The organism is Bacillus sp. MYb56 (assembly GCF_002976445.1).
Classification (GTDB): Bacteria; Bacillota; Bacilli; order Bacillales; family Bacillaceae_G; genus Bacillus_A; species Bacillus_A mycoides.
In genome coordinates this window covers 1-3,509 of sequence record NZ_PCOH01000098.1, presented here as the reverse complement: position 1 = coordinate 3,509, position 3,509 = coordinate 1, and the positions used below count along the sequence as shown (strand labels likewise).

General features: G+C 32.8%; 6 protein-coding genes and 2 pseudogenes. 7 read left to right on the top strand and 1 reads right to left on the bottom strand.

All coding sequences use genetic code 11. The annotated features are described in order from the left end of the window. Positions 1–305 precede the first annotated feature (305 nt). Both CQ058_RS30965 and CQ058_RS30960 read left to right on the top strand, forming a co-directional pair. Positions 306–470 (top strand): BC1881 family protein, encoded by a 165-nt coding sequence (locus CQ058_RS30965; protein WP_002187312.1) that lies wholly within the window; start codon positions 306–308, stop codon positions 468–470. A gap of 276 nt (positions 471–746) precedes the next feature. Continuing rightward, entirely contained in the window at positions 747–980 is a 234-nt protein-coding gene (locus CQ058_RS30960; protein WP_033728274.1) for a hypothetical protein, read from the top strand. 112 nt (positions 981–1,092) lie between these two features. On the opposite strand, the gene CQ058_RS30955 is transcribed toward CQ058_RS30960, so the two are convergent. Next, the gene (locus CQ058_RS30955) at positions 1,093–1,368 is read right to left on the bottom strand and encodes a hypothetical protein (RefSeq protein WP_002191560.1); all 276 of its coding nucleotides are present in this window, start codon (positions 1,366–1,368) and stop codon (positions 1,093–1,095) included. A gap of 272 nt (positions 1,369–1,640) precedes the next feature. On the opposite strand from CQ058_RS30955, the gene CQ058_RS33115 reads away from it, so the two are divergent. From CQ058_RS33115 to CQ058_RS30935, 5 genes and pseudogenes are all read left to right on the top strand, one after another. After that, on the top strand, positions 1,641–1,808 hold the full coding sequence (locus tag CQ058_RS33115; RefSeq protein ID WP_002187316.1) for a hypothetical protein: 168 nt from the start codon (positions 1,641–1,643) through the stop codon (positions 1,806–1,808). After that, positions 1,748–1,873: pseudogene (locus CQ058_RS32635) on the top strand (hypothetical protein); the annotation flags it as partial. The gene CQ058_RS33115 and the pseudogene CQ058_RS32635, both read left to right, overlap by 61 nt. 82 nt (positions 1,874–1,955) lie before the next feature. Then, positions 1,956–2,132: pseudogene (locus CQ058_RS33020) on the top strand (helix-turn-helix domain-containing protein); the annotation flags it as partial. Between the two features lie 379 nt (positions 2,133–2,511). Further along, entirely contained in the window at positions 2,512–2,739 is a 228-nt protein-coding gene (locus tag CQ058_RS30940; RefSeq protein ID WP_002187305.1) for a hypothetical protein, read from the top strand. Between the two features lie 38 nt (positions 2,740–2,777). Next, a complete protein-coding gene (locus CQ058_RS30935) occupies positions 2,778–2,993 on the top strand; it encodes a hypothetical protein (RefSeq protein ID WP_105590250.1) in 216 nt (71 codons plus the stop codon). The last annotated feature ends 516 nt before the right edge of the window (positions 2,994–3,509 follow it).

Here is a 3,509-nt window from a genome sequence, read left to right as displayed (position 1 = left end):
ACGGACAAGGAGCCGTAAGGATGAAAGAGAGGTAGGGCTTTCATTGTTTTAGGTATATATATCTAAGTCATTATTTCTAGAAGAAAAAATAATCAATCTCATCTCTATCTTTAAGAATTTTCTACATTTACTGAGACAGTGAATAGTAATTGTTTATCTTCTTTTCATAAAAGAGATACGCGAGTTGGTAACATCTAAATATATGGTCAACGATAAAAATTGATGGAATTTCTAGAACTAGAAACCATTTTTATAATTCATTTAACATAATAAGATGAAATGAAACAATAAGAAGGAGTGAAGATATGAAACACATGCCGACGCAAGAATTAAGTAACGAGTTAAAGAAGCGGAAAGGGATTACTTCTATTAAGATTGAGGCCTATGAAAAAATTGAAGTTGGTGGAATTCTTGTAGATGGACCGGCTGTTATTTTAATTAATCAAGAATACCTAAAAATTGTTGAATGAACGAAGAAAAGGATAATCCTTTACGAAAAGGGATGATCCTTTTTGTTTTCTGTTGATAATAATAGGATATACATATCATCTGATGCGATGGGATTAAAAGAAAGGAGAGGGTCGGGATTATCATAGCGGAAAGCTTAATATTGGTAGTATTTCTTTTTACGTTATATAAATTAGTTGCTAAAAAAACAAACTAATTATTTGAAACGATAGATTGTTTTCTTTTTAAGGGCGAGATTTATTTTATAGTGAAATGGATAATTTAAAGGAGGAATTTAGATAGATGCAAGGAAAGAACGCATAAAATACGAGAAGATGTCAAAGAACTATAACCATATTTATTTAGTTTCGTTTCTCCTATTAATTGTACTTGTTTGTAGTAGTGTGCTTATCATAGGAGCTACAGGGGGAAAATATGGAGTGTTTTTATTGTTAGCAATTTTACTTAACGCACGTATTACGAAAGAATCTCAAAAAAAGTATGAGCAGTATTCTAATAAAGGGCGTATTTAAAATGATACATATCTTGAAAGGAACAACCTGGATGTACATTCAAAATATCCCTATATCATTGCCTATTAATAACAGATTGGCGTCATAGACGCACAAATAAAAACACAGGGTTTTATCTCTGTGTTTCTTCAAATTTTCGTTTTTGAATATATGCTTGAGCATGAATAATTTCTTCCTGAAGCTCTTTTAATTCTTTCATAGATTCTGATTCAATAGCCATGTAAGTAGTAACTAAACTGATCATCATATCCATCTTCTCTACTATATTTTGAATGACTTGTTCAGATTGCTCTTTTTTAGGGTGTTGTATTGCTATTAATACATTTTCCATATAATTGTTCTTTCTTTGCTGGATATCATAAATAAACTGTTTTGTGTTTGAGTTCATTTGTTGTTCCTCCGTTTTGCATATATTTCCATTCTACCATATTTGAATAGAAAATATTGGATTCTTTTAAATTTACACCTGTCTCGCACATTTCCTCAAATATACAAACTAACTCCTTAACATACAGGGAACTAATCAAAATGTGTCGATTTTATTTCTAAACGTACAATTTTTTTGGGGCATGGTATGGTGACCCCATATAGGTATATCAAATAGCTATAATGCGTAAACAAATTGTATGGTCTATACCCCTAGAGAGGAGGTAACACTATATGGATAACAGCTTAGCAATAAGAAACCCTGAGCTAGCCAAACAGTGGCATGAAACTAATATACAAAAGTATGGTGGGAGTGCAAGGAGGGACACGAATGGGAAACCAAAGTTTGTAATCGTACAAGAGGTTATGGCTGTCCTTATTGCTCAAGGAAAAATAAGTTAATTAAAAAGAAAATTTTTATTACGCACATAATCTATTTAGGTTATGTGCTTTTTTGTCGAAATTAACAGATAGAATTTCCGGGAATATAATGACTGATAAGAAGAGGTCTGTAGAAAAAAATTTTAAAACTCCCCACTTTCCAATGTTTTTACAACAAGTGAAGCCAAACAGAAGTGGGGATTAAAAAAAGGTACCGTGAGATCGTCATGTGTACGTGGTAAATTAAAAAATTACGTGGAATTAGGATTAGTCAAGAAGTCAGGAAATACATGGCTTCTAACTAAAGAGGTTATGACTAAAGTTTACGGACCTCAAAAGAATTAGGGATTACCCATTAAAAATAGACACGAAAAAGCCCCCACCACCGCCAAGTAAGTAAGGGCTTTTCCAGATACATTATAAAAGAAAGGCTGATTCTAGAAGGCAAATATATACCTAAAAACTCATCACAGCAAGAATATTTTATCACATTTAACTAAAAAAGAAAAAATAAAAATTATTATAAAAACCAATTTAAATAAGCGATATAATGTCACTTGTAAATGGTTTGGTATAGATAATTGTATTACCTCCCAAATTTGCTTCTTCGGTACATTTGGAATATCTATTTTTATGGTTGTAGCTACATATATGATCTCTGGAGTATATTTTGGGTTTTAATTCTAATATCTTTCAACCTGTATAATTAAGGAGGAACTATTTTATGAATAAAAAATCTGTAAATGTAAAAATTGGTGATCCTGTACAATTCCATTATCGTCATGATTCTTCAGTAACACTAATTGGTTCGGTAGTTAATGTATTAACTAATACCATTGTTGTGGATGTCTCCGATTCTTCAAATAAGATCCCTGGACTAGAAAATCGGCAACTAGTAAAGTTTGGTCAGTTTAAAAAAATTCGAAAACAAAATTTGCTCTTGGCGCACTAATTTTCCCTTATAACTAATTACTTTTAGGAGGATATAATATGAGGCCAAAACGCGGTGAATTTTTCCACTTTTCAAAAGATAACACTGTATACTTAGTTTTAGGTTACGCAAAAATGTTCGGTAATGAAGAACACGACTTTATTAACCTTAAAAGAATGAAAGACTCAACTACTATAACGCTTAGTGCCGATTTATTTTTGCTCTATATACAAGCTGAAAAATTCGTAAAAGATAATGTACTAGTAACTAGGTGAACTACTCGCCACTTAGCAAAGCTTGAAGTGGGAGCTTCTCAGTTCCACGACGAAAGCAACCTTTCGTCTCCCTGAGCGTTACTTCGGGGTGTTCCGCCCCTAGATGTCCAACGCTTGGACGCTCTTTTGGTACGGTTGATATTTTACGCAGGAACCGAATGGCTTGGTTTTCGCACTCTATTTTCTTCCTGCAACCTCATATATCAAGTTATCAAAGAACTTTATATAGCTAGTTTATCAAAAGTTTTTGGCTATGCTAAACCGAAATTCATCTCCTACCTACCGTTGGGCTATCGCCCTTCACACGCTTGAGGAAGAAGAATTCTTCCGGTAAATTCGTTAAATAAGATCACATTTAAACAAATCTTTCCCACCGTATTTTCTTTTTTAATAGTATGGTGGGAAAAACGTAAAGGGTGAGAGAAATGAAAGGGAAAGAGGGAACGAAAGGCTTTTTTGTATTTAGTAAGAAACATGGGAGGACTTATGTTTACTTAGTACGTGCTACTTATAAAA

Coding starts and splice junctions, on each gene's coding strand:
- CQ058_RS30965 (WP_002187312.1), top strand. CDS start 306: ATGAAACACATGCCGACGCAAGAATTAAGTAACGAGTTAAAGAAGCGG.
- CQ058_RS30955 (WP_002191560.1), bottom strand. CDS start 1,368: ATGAACTCAAACACAAAACAGTTTATTTATGATATCCAGCAAAGAAAG.
- CQ058_RS33115 (WP_002187316.1), top strand. CDS start 1,641: ATGGATAACAGCTTAGCAATAAGAAACCCTGAGCTAGCCAAACAGTGG.
- CQ058_RS30940 (WP_002187305.1), top strand. CDS start 2,512: ATGAATAAAAAATCTGTAAATGTAAAAATTGGTGATCCTGTACAATTC.
- CQ058_RS30935 (WP_105590250.1), top strand. CDS start 2,778: ATGAGGCCAAAACGCGGTGAATTTTTCCACTTTTCAAAAGATAACACT.